The sequence below is a fragment of the Pseudomonas sp. MOIL14HWK12:I1 genome (genome assembly GCF_000510705.1).
Taxonomy (GTDB): Bacteria; Pseudomonadota; Gammaproteobacteria; order Pseudomonadales; family Pseudomonadaceae; genus Chryseomonas; species Chryseomonas oryzihabitans.
This window is the reverse complement of record NZ_AZNY01000013.1, coordinates 24423-41365: the sequence shown is the minus strand read 5'-3', so window position 1 is coordinate 41365 and position 16943 is coordinate 24423. Positions and strand designations below refer to the sequence as shown.

General features: G+C 64.5%; 14 protein-coding genes and 2 tRNA genes. 1 reads left to right on the top strand and 15 read right to left on the bottom strand.

Annotation, left to right across the window (positions count from 1 at the left end; translation table 11 throughout):
- Positions 1 to 383: 383 nt before the first annotated feature.
- Complete coding sequence (locus PSEK12I1_RS0109510) at positions 384 to 1661, bottom strand: FAD-binding oxidoreductase (RefSeq protein ID WP_027601372.1); 1278 nt, start codon at positions 1659 to 1661, stop codon at positions 384 to 386.
- 24 nt (positions 1662 to 1685) lie between these two features.
- A complete protein-coding gene (locus PSEK12I1_RS0109505) occupies positions 1686 to 3176 on the bottom strand; it encodes an aldehyde dehydrogenase family protein (RefSeq protein ID WP_027601371.1) in 1491 nt (496 codons plus the stop codon).
- A 113-nt stretch (positions 3177 to 3289) separates the two neighbouring features.
- Between PSEK12I1_RS0109505 and PSEK12I1_RS0109500 the strand changes: the two genes are divergently transcribed.
- A complete protein-coding gene (locus PSEK12I1_RS0109500; protein ID WP_027599113.1) occupies positions 3290 to 4174 on the top strand; it encodes a LysR substrate-binding domain-containing protein in 885 nt (294 codons plus the stop codon).
- Positions 4175 to 4506: 332 nt separating this feature from the next.
- Here PSEK12I1_RS0109500 and pnp read toward each other — a convergent pair whose 3' ends face one another.
- The 13 genes from pnp to folP all read right to left on the bottom strand — a co-directional run bounded on the left by pnp (position 4507) and on the right by folP (position 16942).
- Positions 4507 to 6609 carry a polyribonucleotide nucleotidyltransferase gene (pnp, locus tag PSEK12I1_RS0109495; RefSeq protein ID WP_007162644.1) on the bottom strand — a complete coding sequence of 701 codons (2103 nt, stop codon included), beginning with the start codon at positions 6607 to 6609 and terminating at the stop codon, positions 4507 to 4509.
- A gap of 174 nt (positions 6610 to 6783) precedes the next feature.
- Positions 6784 to 7053, bottom strand: coding sequence for a 30S ribosomal protein S15 (gene rpsO / locus PSEK12I1_RS0109490; protein ID WP_007162645.1), 270 nt, complete (start codon positions 7051 to 7053; stop codon positions 6784 to 6786).
- A 93-nt stretch (positions 7054 to 7146) separates the two neighbouring features.
- A complete protein-coding gene (gene truB, locus PSEK12I1_RS0109485) occupies positions 7147 to 8061 on the bottom strand; it encodes a tRNA pseudouridine(55) synthase TruB (protein ID WP_027601370.1) in 915 nt (304 codons plus the stop codon).
- A 2-nt stretch (positions 8062 to 8063) separates the two neighbouring features.
- Positions 8064 to 8447, bottom strand: coding sequence for a 30S ribosome-binding factor RbfA (rbfA, locus tag PSEK12I1_RS0109480; protein WP_007162647.1), 384 nt, complete (start codon positions 8445 to 8447; stop codon positions 8064 to 8066).
- Between the two features lie 132 nt (positions 8448 to 8579).
- Positions 8580 to 11138: a translation initiation factor IF-2 gene (infB, locus tag PSEK12I1_RS0109475; protein ID WP_027601369.1), complete on the bottom strand. Its 2559-nt coding sequence runs from the start codon at positions 11136 to 11138 to the stop codon at positions 8580 to 8582.
- A gap of 26 nt (positions 11139 to 11164) precedes the next feature.
- Positions 11165 to 12637: a transcription termination factor NusA gene (gene nusA / locus PSEK12I1_RS0109470; protein WP_007162649.1), complete on the bottom strand. Its 1473-nt coding sequence runs from the start codon at positions 12635 to 12637 to the stop codon at positions 11165 to 11167.
- Between the two features lie 49 nt (positions 12638 to 12686).
- Positions 12687 to 13145 (bottom strand): ribosome maturation factor RimP, encoded by a 459-nt coding sequence (gene rimP / locus PSEK12I1_RS0109465; RefSeq protein WP_007162650.1) that lies wholly within the window; start codon positions 13143 to 13145, stop codon positions 12687 to 12689.
- A gap of 127 nt (positions 13146 to 13272) precedes the next feature.
- Positions 13273 to 13349, bottom strand: a tRNA-Met gene (locus PSEK12I1_RS0109460).
- Between the two features lie 85 nt (positions 13350 to 13434).
- A tRNA-Leu gene (locus tag PSEK12I1_RS0109455) sits at positions 13435 to 13520 on the bottom strand.
- A gap of 16 nt (positions 13521 to 13536) precedes the next feature.
- Positions 13537 to 13917 (bottom strand): preprotein translocase subunit SecG, encoded by a 381-nt coding sequence (gene secG, locus PSEK12I1_RS0109450; protein ID WP_027601368.1) that lies wholly within the window; start codon positions 13915 to 13917, stop codon positions 13537 to 13539.
- Complete coding sequence (gene tpiA / locus PSEK12I1_RS0109445) at positions 13917 to 14675, bottom strand: triose-phosphate isomerase (protein ID WP_027599117.1); 759 nt, start codon at positions 14673 to 14675, stop codon at positions 13917 to 13919. The genes secG and tpiA overlap by 1 nt, the downstream gene beginning before the upstream one ends.
- Before the next feature lie 66 nt (positions 14676 to 14741).
- Positions 14742 to 16079, bottom strand: coding sequence for a phosphoglucosamine mutase (gene glmM / locus PSEK12I1_RS0109440; RefSeq protein WP_027601367.1), 1338 nt, complete (start codon positions 16077 to 16079; stop codon positions 14742 to 14744).
- Positions 16079 to 16942: a dihydropteroate synthase gene (gene folP / locus PSEK12I1_RS0109435; protein ID WP_027601366.1), complete on the bottom strand. Its 864-nt coding sequence runs from the start codon at positions 16940 to 16942 to the stop codon at positions 16079 to 16081. Before folP ends, glmM begins: the two co-directional genes overlap by 1 nt.
- Position 16943: the final 1 nt, after the last annotated feature.

The following is a 16943-nucleotide window of genomic DNA, read 5'->3' as shown; positions in this document are numbered from 1 at the left end:
ACCGCCGACAGCCTGCGGCGAGGGCCGCAGCCAGTGGAGCGGACCGCCCTTTAGACTTTTGTCGTAAGCGGCTCATTAGTCTGGATAATTCGGCGAAGCGGTAGCAGCGGGAGGGTTGAAACCCAGCGGTTTGTTACCAGATAGCAACCCGGTTGCACCTGTTTCGCACCAAAACGTAACACCGGCCCCACACTGTGCCACTAAAGTAACCATGATCCTGCGGTCGCAGGCCCCGGGCGGATCGGCCGTTCTCTCGACCTGCTTGCAGTGGTGGACAGCAGAAAAAAAGCGGCCGACTTGCACGGGTCGGGATGCGCAAATCGGCCGCTTCGGCGTGTTATCGCCCGGCCCGAGGGCCGGTGACAGCAGGTATGGCGGGGTCGCTAGAGCACCACGCGCAGGCATTGCCCGGCGTGATAGAGGGTGAAGCCGGCTTCGTACATCAGGCTGCGCCACTGGCCGACCGGATTGGCATCCAGCGACGCCAGGGGCAGCGGCAGGTCGTGGCGATCGCCACTGCACAGATAGCGGGCAAAGGCCTGCCCCACCACCGTGCCCGTGGTAACCCCGCGTCCGTTGTAGCCGGTCACCGCCAGCAGGCCCGGCGCCGGTTCGAACAGTCGCATCAGATGATCGGGCGTGAAGCCGATGCGGCCCGTCCAGCTGCATTCCCACTCGACCCGTCCGAGCGCGGGGAAATAGTGCCGCTGGATGCGATCGGCCCAGGCGCGGATGAAGCCGGCCGGCCGCCCCGCCATGTTGCCGAGACTGCCCAGCAGCAGACGGCCATCGGCATCGCGGCGGATGCTGCTGAGCACCGTCCGGGTGTCCCAGGAGCCACGGCCCTGGGGCAGGATGAAATCCGCCTCCGGGCCGAGGGGCCGCGAGGCCACCTGGTAGTAGTAGCCCGGGAAGAATTGCTTGCGCAGGGTGGTCCATTCGCCTTCGGTGTAGGCGTTGGAGGCGATCACCACCTGGTCGGCGGTGACCCGCCCCTGGGGGGTTTCCACCTGCCAGCGTTCGCCGATCCGCTGCAGGCGCTGCACCGAACTCTGCTCGAACAACTCGCCGCCTTCCTGGCGCAGCGCCCTGGCCAGGCCCAGGGCATACCCCATGGGCACCAGGGTACCGGCGCGATGATCGAGCAGCGCACCACTGATGTCGCGGGTACCACAGGCGCTGTAGCAGGCTTCGCCTTCCAGCAGCTCGACCCGGGCGCCGCGGCGCTGCCATTGCTCGGCACGCTGACCAAGATCGGCCAGGCCCTTGGCGCTGTGCGCCATGTGCAGGGTGCCGGCGCGGCGCGGCTGGCAGTCGATGCCATAGCGCTCGATGAGGGCGAACACCTGACTCGGCGCATCGCCCATCACCCCCAGCAGACGCTCGCCGACCTCCGGTCCCAGGGTGGCCACCGCCTCGTCCGGCGGGATCCACATGCCGGCATTGACCAGCCCGACATTGCGCCCGGAGCCGCCATGGCCGACGCCATGGGCCTCCAGCACCACCACCCGCCGCCCGGCCTGCGCCAGGTGCAGGCCGGTGGACAGGCCGGTGTAACCACCGCCGATGACGCAGACCTCGGTGTCACGCTCGCCCTGCAGCGGTGCGTCCGGCACCGCCGGATACAGCCGCTCCCATAGGCACTCTTCACGCAACTGCATTCTCTGCGCTCCTGGCGGATCCACTCAGTCGAAGACGATGCCCTGGGCCAGCGGCAACTGGCGGGAGTAGTTGACGGTGTTGGTCTGGCGGCGCATGTAGGCCTTCCAGGCATCGGAGCCGGATTCGCGGCCACCGCCGGTTTCCTTCTCGCCACCGAAGGCGCCACCGATCTCGGCACCGCTCGGTCCGATGTTGACGTTGGCGATGCCGCAGTCGCTGCCGGTCGCCGACATGAAGGCCTCGGCCTCGCGCACGTCGGTGGTGAAGATGCAGGACGACAGGCCCTGGGGCACGGCGTTGTTCAGCGCCACCGCCTCGTCGAAATCGTCATAGGTCAGCACATAGAGGATGGGCGCGAAGGTCTCGTGACGCACCGCCTCGCTCTGCTCGGGCATCTCGACGATGGCCGGCGCCACATAGTAGGCCTCGGGATACCTGTCGGCCAGCTGGCGCTCGCCGCCGTAGACCACCCCACCCTCGCCACGCGCCTGCTCCAGCGCGCCCTGCATGGCCTGGAAACTGGCCGCGTCGATCAGCGGACCGATCAGGTTGCCCTCCAGCGGATGACCGATGCGGACTTTGGCATAGGCGGTCTTGAGTCGGGCGACGATCTCGTCCTTGACCGAACGATGGGCGATCAGCCGGCGCAGGGTGGTGCAGCGCTGGCCGGCGGTGCCGACGGCGCTGAACAGGATGGCACGCACCGCCATGTCCAGATCGGCGCTCGGTGCGAGGATCATGGCATTGTTGCCGCCCAGCTCGAGGATGCTGCGGCCGAAGCGCGCCGCAACCCGGGGTCCTACCTCGCGACCCATGCGGGTGCTACCCGTGGCGCTCACCAGTGCCACCCGCGGATCGTCCACCAGGGCTTCACCGGCGGCGCGATCGCCAACGATGACCTGACTCAGATCGGCCGGAGCATCGCCAAAGCGCGCCAGGGCCTTCTCGAACAGCGCCTGGCAGGCCAGGGCGGTCAGCGGGGTCTTTTCCGAGGGCTTCCAGATCACCGGATTGCCACAGACCAGGGCCAGGGCGGCATTCCACGACCAGACCGCCACCGGGAAGTTGAAGGCACTGATGATGCCCACCACCCCCAGCGGCTGCCAGGATTCACGCATGTGATGACCAGGGCGCTCGGAGGCAATGGTCAGACCATAGAGCTGACGCGACAGGCCAACGGCGAAGTCGCAGATGTCGATCATCTCCTGGACTTCGCCCAGGCCTTCCTGGGTGATCTTGCCGGCTTCCCAGGACACCAGCTCGCCCAGATCGGCCTTGTGCGCGCGCAGCTCTTCACCCAGCAGGCGCACCAGCTCGCCACGCCGCGGCGCCGGCACCGCACGCCAGGCCTGGAAGGCCCGCTCGGCACGGGAGATCTTCTGCTCCACCTCGGCGGCGCTTTCCAGGGCGACGCTGCCCAGTTGGCTGCCATCGATGGGGGAATGCACCCGGTGCTCGCCTTGGGTGTAGTGCTGGACAGGAACGCCGAGGCGTTCCAACAGGGCCTTGCTCATGCTGAGGTCTCCGCAGAGTGGGAATCGTCCCTGAGTATGGTCAGCCCAGCGGCGCCGGACAACCGACCTTTGCTCGGCATATCATTCCCTTTTTTCATGCTGCGAGTCCGCTCATGCAACGTCGCCACCTGCCGTCCATCACCGCCATGCAGTGCTTCGAGGCGGTCGCGCGTCACCTGAGCTTTACCCGCGCGGCCGACGAACTGGCCCTGACCCAGAGCGCCGTCAGCAAGCAGGTCGCCCAGCTCGAGGACCTGCTGCAGCACAGCCTCTTTCGCCGGGTCCGCCGTCGCCTGCAACTCACGCCGGCGGGCGCGCTCTACCTGGCCGAGGTGGACAAGATCCTCAACCAGCTGGAGATGTCGGCGCGCTACCTGAGATCCTATGGCGGCGAGACCGAGGTGCTGCGCGTGGCCACCCCGCCGACCTTCGGCGAACGCTGGCTGGTGCCACGGCTAAAGGGCTGGCGCCTGCGCTTTCCCAACATCCACCTGGACGTCTCCAGCGCCCTGGAACCGGTGGACTTCCGCGATCCCCGCCATGACGTGGCGCTGTTCTATGGCCACGGCAGCTGGCCGGGTGCCGAGTGCGAACTGCTGCTGCACGAGCATATGGTCGCGGTCTGCGCGCCGGACCTGCTGCCCACCGAGGGCATCGCCGGACCGGAGCAACTGGTGGACTTCGTCCTGCTGCAGAACACCACCCGCCCGGAGTCCTGGCACGACTGGTACGCCAGCCTCGGCCGCGAAGAAGTCCACAGCCATCACGGCCCGCGCTTCGACACCTTCACCCTCTGCGCCCGCGCCGCCCAGGAAGGCTGTGGGGTAGCGCTGCTACCGGAATTCCTGGTCGCCGAAGAACTAGCCTCCGGCCGTCTGGTGCTCGCCTGGCCCCACCGCCTGGCCAGCCCCCACGCCTACTGGCTGGCCTATCCGGAACAGATGGCCGAGGTGCCCAAGGTGCGCAGCTTCATCGAATGGATTCGCGAGAAGGCGTAATGCCTGGGCCAATCGCGGCCATGGGTCGCTCCTACAGCGGGAGGCACGCCGGTTTATCGCGATCTTGCCGGGGCTAATGCCAGCTCGGATAACCCCCTCTCCCTCTGGGAGAGGGCCGGGGTGAGGGTAGGACCCGCGATGAACTCTTCAGTGGAAAAGGCTGCGCCCTTTTCCACGCTACGGGTGTATTCCTATAGCGATAGGACAGTTGCCCCCCCTGGAGAAGCGGTCGCTACGGCGCACCGGCATGGCCGCGATACAAAGGTACCCGGCACCCGTACCCCAAACGAAAAAACCCGGCCGAGGCCGGGTTTTTCTCATGCAGGGTCGTCTCAGACGCCGGAGGCTTCCGCCGCCGCCACGTCCTTGATCGACAGCTTGATGCGACCGCGGTTATCCACGTCCAGCACCAGTACCTTCACTTCCTGACCTTCCTTGAGGACGTCGGTGACCTTCTCGATGCGCTGATCGCTGATCTGCGAGATGTGCACCAGACCGTCCTTGCCCGGCAGGATGTTGACGAAGGCGCCGAAGTCGACGATGCGCTCCACCTTGCCGACGTAGATCTTGCCGATCTCGGCCTCGGCAGTGATGCCCAGAACGCGCTGCTTGGCCGCTTCAGCCGCTTCGCGGGTCTCGCCGTAGATCTTGATGGTGCCGTCGTCTTCGATGTCGATCGAAGCCTTGGTCTCTTCGCAGATACCACGGATGGTGGCGCCACCCTTGCCGATCACGTCGCGGATCTTGTCCTGGTCAATCTTCATCGCCAGCATGGTCGGGGCGTTTTCCGACAGCTCGGCGCGGGACTCGGAGATCACCTGGTTCATCTGACCCAGGATGTTCAGACGCGCTTCCAGCGCCTGCTCCAGGGCGATCTCCATGATCTCTTCGGTGATGCCGTTGATCTTGATGTCCATCTGCAGGGCGGTAACGCCCTTGGCGGTACCGGCCACCTTGAAGTCCATGTCGCCCAGGTGATCTTCGTCACCCAGGATGTCGGTCAGGACGGCGAACTTCTCGCCTTCCTTGACCAGACCCATGGCGATACCGGCAACCGGGGCCTTGACCGGCACACCGGCGTCCATCAGCGCCAGAGAGGCACCGCAGACCGAGGCCATGGAGCTGGAGCCGTTGGACTCGGTGATCTCGGAGACCACGCGGATGCTGTAGGGGAAGGCTTCCTGGGTCGGCAGCATGGCTTGGATGCCACGACGGGCCAGGCGGCCGTGACCGATCTCGCGACGGCCCGGGCTGCCCATGCGGCCGCACTCGCCGACCGAGAAGGGCGGGAAGTTGTAGTGCAGCATGAAGCTGTCACGACGCTCGCCTTCCAGGGTGTCCAGCAGCTGGGCATCGCGGGCGGTACCCAGGGTCGCGGTGACCAGGGCCTGGGTTTCGCCACGGGTGAACAGCGCCGAACCGTGGGTCTTCTTCAGGGTGCCGACTTCGATCTGCAGCGGGCGAACGGTGCGGGTGTCGCGGCCGTCGATACGCGGCTTGCCGTCGACGATGTTCTGGCGCACGGTGCGGTATTCCAGCAGACCGAAGGTCTCCTTGACCTCGGCTTCGCTGTACTGACCGTTCTCGCCGGCCAGCTTGGCGATGGCCTGGTCACGCAGGGCGCCCAGGGCCGCATAGCGGTCCTGCTTGATGGTGATGGTGTAGGCACGGGACACGGCCTCGCCGACCTCGGCCTTGACGGCCTCGACCAGGGCGGTGTTCTCGGCGGGTGCCTGCCAGTTCCAGGTCGGCTTGCCGGCTTCGGCGGCGAACTGGCTGATGGCCTCGATGGCCACCTGGAATTCTTCGTGGGCGAACAGCACGCCACCCAGCATCTGGTCTTCGGTCAGCTCGTCGGCTTCGGATTCCACCATCAGCACGGCGTCACGGGTACCGGCCACGACCATGTCCAGGCTGGAGCTCTGCAGCTGCTCGTAGCTGGGGTTCAGCAGGTAGCCCAGTTCGCTGTGGTAGCCCACGCGCGCAGCGGCGATGGGACCGGCGAAGGGAATGCCGGAGATGGCCAGGGCGGCGGAGGTGCCGATCATGGCGGCGATGTCCGGATCGGACTTCTTGTTGGTGCTGACCACGGTGCAGACCACCTGGACTTCGTTGAGGAAGCCTTCGGGGAACAGCGGGCGGATCGGGCGATCGATCAGGCGCGAGGTCAGGGTTTCCTTCTCGGAAGGACGGCCTTCACGCTTGAAGTAGCCACCGGGGATGCGGCCAGCGGCGTAGGTCTTCTCCTGGTAGTGCACGGACAGCGGGAAGAAGTCCTTGCCGACGGCGGGCTGCTTGGCACCGACCACGGTGACCAGCACGCTGACGTCTTCGGTGGAGACCAGCACGGCACCGGTCGCCTGGCGCGCGATGCGGCCGGTTTCCAGGGTGAAGGTCTGCTCACCGAACTTGAATTGCTTGATTACTGGATTCACAGTCTTTCCTTCTCTTTATTGCCTTGGGGGAAACGGGGGCGACCAGAGGGATTCGGACCCTCGCTGATCTCCGGGTGACGCAGGCCGATTCTGTCGGCCTCTCAAGCAAAAAAGCCGGAGGCCGGCGCGAGCCGACCTCCAGCTTCAGACTGCTTGCAGCAGGTCTGCATCGTATTAACGACGCAGGCCCAGGCGAGCGATCAGTGCGCTGTAACGAGAGGTGTCCTTGGACTTCAGGTAGTCCAGCAGCTTACGACGCTGGTTGACCATGCGGATCAGACCACGACGGCTGTGGTGATCTTTGCCGTTGGCCTTGAAGTGACCTTGCAGCTTGTCGATGTTGGCGGACAGCAGGGCAACCTGCACTTCCGGGGAACCGGTGTCGCCTTCGCTCTGCTTGAACTCGTTTACGATCTGGGCTTTGTCTTCAACGCTCAGTGCCATGATAGGGCTCCTCTGAGGAACAGGCCGGGATGGATCCCGTGCTTAAGGAAAGAGGTGTGACCGTGCCTGCTGACAGCCACCCTCGGTATCGGTCTAGGACCGAATCAGTCTACGGGGAGCAACCTGCCCCTCGTCGTCAATCTCGCCGATGCCGATGAAACGACCCTGGTCGTCCTGCACCCGCATCAAGCCGAATTTCGGTGCATTGGCCGCCCGAACGGGCTGACCGTGCAACCAGTAGTAGGCGCTGTGCTGCGTCAACTGCACCAGCGGCCAGTGCTCCAGGCCACTGTCGACCGGCAGCAGGAAGCGATCCAGCGCTTCGGAACCGCCTTCGGCGTGCGCCGCCTCCAGCTCTTCCAGGCTGATGGCCTGCGCCAGGCCAAAGGGGCCGGCCTGGGTGCGGCGCAACTCGGCCACATGGGCACCACAGCCAAGACGGGCGCCGAGGTCTTCGACCAGGGTACGCACATAGGTGCCCTTGCTGCAGGCCACTTCCAGCGTCGCGCGATCTTCCTGCAACGCCAGCAGTTCCAGACGGGCAATAGTAACAGAACGCGCCTCGCGCTCCACTACTTCCCCGGCACGCGCCAGCTTGTACAGCGGCTGACCGTCGCGCTTGAGCGCCGAATACATCGGCGGAATCTGCTCTATCTGGCCGCGGAAGGCCGGCAGCGCCGCCTGGATGGCCGCTTCATCGACCGCGACCGCCCGTCGCTCCAGCACTTCACCCTCGGCATCGCCGGTGGTGGTGGTGACGCCCAGTTGCGCCACGGTGCTGTAGCCCTTGTCGGCATCCAGCAGGTACTGGGAAAACTTGGTGGCCTCGCCGAAGCACAGTGGCAGCACGCCGGTGGCCAGGGGATCCAGGCTACCGGTATGTCCGGCCTTCTCGGCATTGAGCAGCCAACGGACCTTTTGCAGGGCGGCGTTGGAGGAAAAGCCGCGCGGCTTGTCCAGCACCAGCACGCCGTGCACCTGGCGGCGAATACGCTTGACCTGGGCCACCCCTATTCCTCCCCTTCGTGGCGACGATCTTCGGCGACCGCGCGCTCGATCAGGGCCGACAGCTGGGCACCGCGACGGATGCTCTCGTCGTACTGGAAGCTCAGTTGCGGAACGGTGCGCAGCTTCATCGCCCGGCCCAGCTGCTGGCGCAGGAAGCCGGCGGCGTCCTTGAGGATGCCGATGTTCTGCTTGATGGCGTCGGCATCGTCGTCCTTGCCCAGGACGGTGATGTGCACCTTGGCATGGGACAGGTCGCGCGCGACGTCCACGCCGGTGATGGTCACCATGCCCAGTCGCGGATCCTTGATCTCGCGCTGGATCAGCAGTGCCAGTTCACGCTGCATCTGATCACCGATGCGCTGGGTACGGCTGAATTCTTTGGCCATGTCGAAACTCTCGTACGAAAGGCCGCAGACACCAGGCCTGCCAGCCATGAACCTTGGAAACGCGAACGGCAAGTCCGGACCTGGCAGGGTTCTGCCAGGTCCGCGACCTGCCGTCCTGGTGCAGGGTCGTCGTTACAGCGAACGGGCGACCTGAACCTTCTCGAACACCTCGATCTTGTCGCCGACGCGTACGTCGTTGTAGCTCTTCACGCCGATACCGCATTCCATGCCGGCACGGACTTCGGCCACGTCATCCTTGAAGCGACGCAGGGATTCCAGCTCGCCTTCGAAGATGACCACGTCTTCGCGCAGGACGCGGATCGGACGATTGCGGTGCACCATGCCCTCGGTGACCATGCAGCCGGCGACAGCGCCGAACTTGGGCGAACGGAAGACGTCACGCACCTCGGCGATACCCAGGATGTTCTCCCGGACGTCACTGCCCAGCATGCCGGTCAGCGCCTTCTTCACGTCTTCGATGATGTCGTAGATGACGTTGTAGTAGCGCATGTCGAGGCCTTCCTGCTCGACGATCTTCCGCGCCCCGGCATCGGCCCGGACGTTGAAGCCGAACAGCACGGCATTGGAAGCCAGCGCCAGGTTGGCATCGCTCTCGGTGATACCACCGACGCCACCGCCGACCACCCGCACCTGGACTTCGTCGTTGCCCAGACCGGACAGCGAGCCCTGCAGCGCCTCGAGGGAGCCCCGCACATCGGACTTGAGCACGATGTTGAGGGTCTTCTTCTCGTCCTGGCCCATGTTCTCGAAGATGTTCTCGAGCTTGCCGGCGTGAGCGCGGGCCAGCTTGATCTCGCGGAACTTGCCCTGACGGAACAGCGCCACTTCGCGGGCCTTCTTCTCGTCGGTCAGCACGGTGAGCTCGTCACCGGCATCCGGGGTGCCGTCCAGGCCAAGGATCTCGACCGGGATGGACGGACCGGCTTCCTTGATCGGCTTGCCGTTCTCGTCGAGCATGGCGCGGATGCGGCCGAAGTTGACGCCGACCAGTGCCATGTCGCCCTGACGCAGGGTACCGTTCTGCACCAGCACGGTAGCCACCGGACCACGACCCTTGTCCAGGCGCGATTCGATGACCACGCCGCGACCGGGTGCTTCCGGCGTGGCGGTCAGTTCCAGGACCTCGGCCTGCAGCAGGATGGCTTCGAGCAGTTCGTCGACGCCGGTACCGGCCTTGGCCGAGACGTGTACGAACTGGGTGTCGCCGCCCCACTCTTCCGGGATCACCTGACGACCGGCCAGATCGTGCTTGACGCGATCCGGGTCGGCATCGGGCTTGTCGATCTTGTTGACCGCCACGACGATGGGTACACCCGCCGCCTTGGCGTGCTGGATGGCTTCCTCGGTCTGCGGCATGACGCCGTCATCGGCCGCGACGACCAGGATGACGATGTCGGTGGCCTTGGCACCGCGGGCACGCATCGCGGTGAACGCGGCGTGGCCAGGGGTATCCAGGAAGGTCACCATGCCACGCTCGGTTTCCACGTGGTAGGCACCGATGTGCTGGGTGATGCCACCGGCTTCGCCCGACGCGACCTTGGCGCGACGGATGTAGTCCAGCAGCGAGGTCTTGCCGTGGTCGACGTGACCCATGACGGTCACCACCGGCGCGCGGTGCAGGGCCTTGCCGCCCTCGAACTTGAGGGACTCGGCCAGCTGATCTTCCAGCGCGTTCTCGTTGACCAGCTTGACCTTGTGGCCCAGCTCTTCGGCCACCAGCTGCGCCGTCTCGCGGTCGAGCACCTGGTTGATGGTGGCGGGAGACCCCATCTTGAACATGAACTTGATGACTTCGGCGGCCTTCACCGACATCTGCTGAGCAAGCTCAGAGACGGTGATGGTCTCGCCTAGATTGACTTCGCGCACTACAGGTCCTGTCGGGCTCTGGAACCCGTGTTGGTTTCGCTTCTTGAGTCGCGACTTGCCACCGCGACCACCGCGCCGGCCAAAGCCTTCTTCCTCGTCGTCGCCACTGCGCACGGTACGGGGAGCTGCGACCTTGTCCTTGATCGACGGGCGATGTTGGGCGTTCTTGCGCTCGCGACGCTCGTCTTCGTCGCGCTTGCTGCTCGGCGCAGGATGCACGGGACGACGCGGCTCTTCGCGCTTGCGCTCGCCGGCCGGATCGGCCTTCTTGACCTCGGCGGCAGCCTCGGCAGCGGGTTGCTGCTCGGCCACCACGGCCGGGGCTTCCGACGCGGCCGGTGTCGCAGCCTCGGCGGCGACCGCCTGCTGCTGCGCGGCCTGGGCAGCGGCTTCGGCCTGCTGCTGGGCAGCCGCTTCGGCGGCGCGCTGAGCTTCTTCCTCGGCACGTGCCTGGGCCGCAGCCTCGTCGGCCGCGCGCTGGGCTTCCTGCTCGCGGCGCTGTTCGGCCTCGAGTTCAGCGGTACTGCGCTTGACGAAGGTCTTCTTCTTGCGCACTTCGACGCTGACTGTCTTGCTGCCGGCCACTTTCAGCGTGGTCTGGGTCTTGCGCTGCAGGGTGATCTTGCTCGGCTCGTCGAGCTGCGCCGTCCCCTTGAGATGCGTCAGCAGGGCCTGCTTCTCCGCATCGCTCACCAGCTGCTCAGCACTGCTGTGCGTCAGACCTGCCTCGCGCATCTGCTGTAGCAGACGTTCCACCGGCGTATTGACCGTTTGGGCCAGTTCTTTCACCGTGACTTGCGTCATGCACTTCTCTCCTCAGACTGCGCCGCTTACTCGAACCAATGGGCACGGGCAGCCATGATCAGCTTGCCGGCACGCTCTTCGGTCATGCCGTTGATGTCGAGCAGGTCGTCGATCGACTGCTCGGCGAGCTCTTCGCGATTCACCACGCCACGCTGGGCCAGCGCGCTGGCGAGCTGGGGGTCCATGCCGTCGAGGGTCAGCAGATCTTCGCTGGGGCTCTTCTGTTCTTCGGTCGCGATGGCCCGGGTCAGCAGGCGATCCTTGGCCCGGGTACGCAGCTCGTTGACGATGTCTTCGTCGAAGCCATCGATGTTGAGCATCTCTTCCATGGGCACGTAGGCCACTTCCTCGAGGGAGGTGAAGCCTTCTTCCACCAGCACCTGCGCCAGCTCCTCGTCGACATCCAGCTCGTCGATGAAGCGCTGGATGATGTCGCCGGTCTCGGCCTGCTGCTTGGCGTTGATGTCCGCCTCGGTCATCACGTTGAGCGTCCAGCCGGTCAGCTGACTGGCCAGGCGCACGTTCTGACCGCCACGGCCAATGGCCTGGGCCAGGTTATCCTCGGCGACGGCGATGTCCATGGTACGGCTGTCTTCGTCGACGATGATCGAGGCGACTTCGGCCGGGGCCATGGCGTTGATGACGAACTGCGCCGGGTTGTCGTCCCAGAGGACGATGTCGACCCGCTCGCCACCCAGTTCACCGGATACCGCCTGGACGCGCGAACCGCGCATGCCGATGCAGGCACCCTGGGGATCGATGCGCTTGTCCTTGGAACGGACGGCGATCTTGGCCCGCGAACCCGGATCCCGGGCGGCGGCCATGACATCGATCAGCTGCTCGGAAATTTCCGGCACCTCGATGCGGAACAGCTCGATCAGCATCTGCGGATCGGTACGCGACAGCATCAGCTGCGGACCGCGGTTCTCCGTGCGGATTTCCTTGAGCAGGGCACGCAGACGCACGCCCATGCGGAAGGTCTCGCGGGGAATGATGTGCTCGCGCGGCAGCAGCGCCTCGGCATTGTTGCCCAGGTCGACGATCACGCTGTCACGGGTGACCTTCTTGACGGTACCGGAGATGATCTCGCCGACCTTCTCGCGATAGGCGTCCACCACCTGAGCCCGCTCGGCCTCGCGCACCTTCTGCACGATCACCTGCTTGGCGGTCTGGGCGGCGATCCGACCGAATTCGATGGACTCGATCTTTTCTTCGATCACTTCACCGGCCTTGACGCCGGGATGCTCTTCCTGGGCGTCTTCCACCGTCAGATGCGAATCGGGCAGCTGATAGTCTTCGTCTTCCACCACGGTCCAGCGACGGAAGGTTTCGTAGCTGCCGTTGTGTCGGTTGATCGACACCCGCAGATCCACATCTTCTTCGTAGCGCTTCTTGGTAGCCGTGGCGAGAGCCAACTCCAGTGCCTCGAAGATGACGCCGGGTGGAACACCCTTCTCGTTCGAAACAGATTCCACTACCAGCAGAACTTCTTTGCTCATCTTACGCCTCGTATTCGCAATCCTTGGGATCCGCGGTCTCGCGCTCAAATCACTCGAAACGGGGAACGACGTTGGCCTTGTCGATCATCTCGATGGGCAGCAGATACTCATGCTCGTCCACCTGCACCACGACGTCCTGGTCTTCCACACCGCGCAGCAAACCCTGGAAATTACGTCGCCCTTCGAAGGGCGACCGAAGTTTGACCTTGACCTGTTCACCGGCGTGGGCAGCGAATTGCTCCAGCGTGAACAGCGGTCTATCCATACCGGGGGAAGACACCTCGAGGGTGTATTCATTGGTGATGGGATCTTCCACATCGAGTACGCCACTTACCTGGCGACTGACGGCCTCGCAATCTTCGACGAGAATGCCGTTGGGATGATCGATATAGACACGCAGTAGCGAATGCCGCCCTTGGGAGATGTACTCGACACCCCAGCAGACATAGCCAAGCGCCTCGACGACGGGGGCCAGCAAGGCCTGCAACTGTTCTAGCTTGCTCGACACCTGGTTGCCTCGCGTTTTTTGAGAATAAAAAATGGGCATTACGCCCATCCCTAAGAGGTCTGCGCAAGAAAGCGCGACCCGAACTGTCCAGCCAACAAAAAGCCCCTATAAAGGGGCTTTAAAAAACTGGTTGCGGGGGCTGGATTTGAACCAACGACCTTCGGGTTATGAGCCCGACGAGCTACCAGACTGCTCCACCCCGCGTCAAAGCTGGAGCGAGATTATATTCAACTGAACTCTAGGAGTCAACCTACTCTCTCGCCGCGTCCTGCAGGACGTCTTTGCTATTTGGTGCCGAAGATGGGACTCGAACCCATACAGCCTGTGGCCACTACCCCCTCAAGATAGCGTGTCTACCAATTCCACCACTTCGGCATGAAACCTTTGAAACCTACTTGGACTCCTGGGGCACGTCCCCGGAAGTACCACCCTGGGCAGCGCTAGGCTGACTCAGGGGAACATCGTTACCATCCTGCTTCGGCTGAGGAGCCTGCTGGACCGGCTGAGTGGGCAGACCCACTTCGCGCAGACTCAGCGCATGGTTCTTGGCGAAGTACGCCAGACCCAGGCTAGTCGCGAAAAAAACCGCGGCTAGTATAGCAGTAAAGCGACTCAGAAAGGTAGCAGAACCTTGGCTACCAAATACGGTACCCGAGGCGCCCGCACCAAAGGATGCACCGGCTTCGGCACCCTTGCCCTGCTGCATCAATACCAGCACGATCAGGCCAAGCGCCATCAGCAAGTGGATCACGACAACTGCAGTTTCCAACATTATCCACGTCCTGCAGCGCGGCAAATCGCACTGAACTCTTCAGCATTCAGGGAGGCTCCACCTACCAGCCCCCCATCGATATCCGGCATGCCGAACAATTCGGCAGCGTTGGCGGCCTTGACACTGCCGCCATACAACAACTGAAGGCCTTCAGCGACCCCAGCATCGGCCTCGCGCACCAGGGCGCGAATCGCCGCATGAACCTCTTGCGCCTGCTCCGGCGTCGCCGTGAGCCCCGTACCTATCGCCCAGACCGGCTCGTAGGCCACGACGGCATTGGCGAACGCTGCCACTCCAACCGCATCGATGACCGCCTTCAGCTGGCCACCCACCACGTCCAGAGTGCGCTCGGCCTCCCGCTCTTCACGGGTTTCGCCGACGCAGAGCACGGGAATCATCCCGCCCTCCTGAATGGCCGCAAATTTCTTTGCCACCACCACATCATCCTCGCCCAGCAGCGCACGTCGCTCGGAGTGCCCCACCAGTACGTAGCGGCAACCGAATTCTGCCAACTGGGTCGAGGACACCTCGCCAGTCAGAGCCTTCTCGCCCGCGACGGGAGCACAGGTCTGGGCCCCCACCATCAGCGACGTTTCCGCCAACGCCTCAGCCACCCCCGGCAGATGCACCAATGTCGGAATCACCACGACATCGACACCTGCTGCGCCATCCAACCCTTTCAAGCCTGCGACCAGCGCCGACACGCCTTGCAGCGAGCCATGCATTTTCCAGTTACCGGCAACCAGGGAACGACGCATGCGTTTTACCTCAGGGAGCGAAGTGGGCGCAGATGTTACTCAATCGAAAACAGGCATGCAAGCAAATCAAGCACATACCTCGGTTATCAACTGAGCGAGGGCTTCCGCATGGGCCCGCACCTCTCGTTCGTTCTCGCCCTCGACCATGACCCGCAACAGCGGCTCGGTCCCGGATTTGCGCAGCAGCACCCGTCCCTTGCCGGCCATCTTCTCGGTCACCTCGGCACTGGCCTGCTTGACCCGTGGATGCTCCAGGGGATCCTGGCCGCCACCGAATCTCACGTTGATCAGCACCTGCGGGCACTTGCGCAGCGCCATGCGCGCCTGGGCCAGGGTCTGGCCGGCATTGCGCAGGGCGATCAGCACCTGCAGCGCGGCGATGGTGGCGTCTCCGGTGGTGGTGTACTGGCAGCAGACCACGTGCCCGGAATTCTCGCCCCCCAGCACCCAGTTGCGCTCCAGCAGTTCGGCCATCACATAGCGATCCCCGACCTTGGCGCGCACGAAGGGAATATCCAGCTCGGCCAGGCCCAGCTCGAGTCCGAGATTGCTCATCAGGGTACCTACCACCCCACCCTCGAGGCGGCCGCGGCGCTTGAGGTCGCGAGCGATCAGATAGAGGAGCTCGTCGCCATCTACCGCCGCCCCGGTGTGATCCACCATCAGCACCCGGTCGCCGTCGCCATCGAAGGCGATGCCAAGGTCGGCATGCTGGTCGAGCACTGCCTGCTGCAGCCCCTCCAGGTGAGTGGAGCCGCAATCCTTGTTGATGTTGAGTCCGTCCGGCTGCACGCCCAGCACGCTGACGTCCGCCCCCAGTTCGCGGAAGACGCTGGGCGCGATCTTGTAGGTAGCGCCATTGGCGCAATCCAGCACGATCTTCATGCCGGCGAAGCTGGTCCCGGTAGGCACACTGCTCTTGCAGAACTCGATGTAGCGCCCGGCGGCATCATTAATGCGCGAGACCTTGCCGATACGCGCCGAGTCGACCACGGTCATGGGCGTATCGAGCAGTTCCTCGATCATGGTCTCGAGTTCATCGGGCAGCTTGGTGCCGGCGCCGGAAAAGAACTTGATGCCATTGTCGTAGTAGGGATTGTGCGACGCACTGATAACGATGCCGGCGCTGGCCTGGAAGGTCCGCGTCAGGTAGGCGATCCCTGGCGTGGGCATGGGACCGAGCAGCATGACGTCGGCGCCGGCGGCGGACAGCCCGGCTTCCAGTGCCGATTCGAACATGTAGCCCGAGTTGCGGGTGTCCTTGCCGACCAGCACCCGGCAACCACCGCGGCTGCGAAAGGCGATACCGGCCGCCCAGCCCAGCTTGAGCATGAAATCCGGGGTGATGGGATACGTCCCGACCTTGCCGCGAATGCCATCGGTTCCAAAATACTTTCTTGCCATCAGTTCTGTTCCTGCCTGAAGCCTTCGACTGCGGTGATCATCTTCACCACGTCCACCGTTTCCGCCACATCATGGACCCTGAGGATCTGCGCGCCCTTGACCAGTGCCAGGGCCGCAAGGGCCAGACCGCCCGCCAGACGACCTTCCACAGGCCGCCCGGTGACCGCGCCGATCATGCTCTTGCGCGAGACACCCACCAGCAAGGGTAGCCCAAAGGCGAGCAACTCGGCCTGTCGCCTGAACAGTTCGAGGTTGTGCTCGAGGGTCTTGGCGAAGCCATAGCCTGGATCCAGCACCAGCCGCTGACGGGAGATGCCGACCGCTTCGCAGCGGGCCACCTGCTCGGCGAGAAAGGCGCCTACCTCGCCTGCGACATCGGCATAGACGGGCGCCTGCTGCATGGTGCCGGGCTCGCCGCGCATGTGCATCAGGCAGATCGCCAGGTCGGTCGCGGCCGCCGTCTCGAGGGCACCGGGCCGACGCAGCGAGCGCACGTCATTGATCAGACCGGCACCCGCCCTGGCGCCTTCGCGCATGACCGCGGGCGTGGAGGTATCCATGGAAATCACGACATCGAGCTCGCGGGCGATCGCCTCGATCACCGGCACGACCCGATCGAGCTCTTCCGCTTCGGATACCGCGGGCGCCCCCGGGCGCGTGGACTCGCCCCCGACATCGATGATGGCCGCACCCGCCGACACCATTCCCTCGGCATGGCGCAGGGCGCTCTCGACCGCCGTATAGCGACCACCATCGGAAAAGGAGTCGGGAGTGACGTTGAGGATGCCCATGACTTTGGGCGCGTCAAAAACAAGAACCCGATTGCCGCAAGGCAATCGGGTCGAAGGAAGCGGATTGAACATG